Raw genomic sequence first — 506 nt, 5'->3', positions numbered from 1 at the left:
ATCGCCCGGTCATTGGCGCGGCCGGCCAGCAAGCGATCTGCGCTGCGGTTCATCGGCGATGTGAGCGACGTGATGCCGACTCGCTGATCTGCCACTTCCGCCTCCGTCAAAACCTCCTACTAAGATTGCAGTCATCGCGTCCTGCCCCGGCTCTGGTCCTGCCAGGCTCGCGCCGCCGGCAACGGCTTTGCCGTCCTCCACTGCGTTGCGGCCCTGCGGGTGCAGGCAGCACTTGCCGCCCGGCTTTCGGACCGCCGTAGCAGGTCGCGATGGCCGCGACCTCGAAACGGAGGTTCAGACATGAGCAGGCAACCATCCAATCAACGATCCGATATCTACAGCCGCATCACGACCAAGATCATCGCCGATCTCGAACAGGGTGTGCGGCCATGGACCAGGCCCTGGACGACGGGACAGGCGGCAAGTGAGGTCAGCCGGCCACTGCGCCACAATGGCCAACCCTATACCGGGATCAATGTCCTGCTCCTCTGGTCCGAAACCATCGC

The 506-nt window shown here is 64.0% G+C and carries 1 protein-coding gene; it reads left to right on the top strand.

All coding sequences use genetic code 11. The features are described from left to right. Nucleotides 1–300: 300 nt before the first annotated feature. Nucleotides 301–506: ArdC-like ssDNA-binding domain-containing protein (locus tag MOV76_RS39455; RefSeq protein ID WP_247266624.1), on the top strand; the 206-nt coding region annotated here is incomplete at its 3' end.

Source organism: Rhizobium sp. PRIMUS64 (assembly GCF_023006465.1).
Classification (GTDB): Bacteria; Pseudomonadota; Alphaproteobacteria; order Rhizobiales; family Rhizobiaceae; genus Rhizobium; species Rhizobium leguminosarum.
Note: the sequence above shows the minus strand (reverse complement) of the source record. Positions and strands in the feature narration are given on the sequence as shown.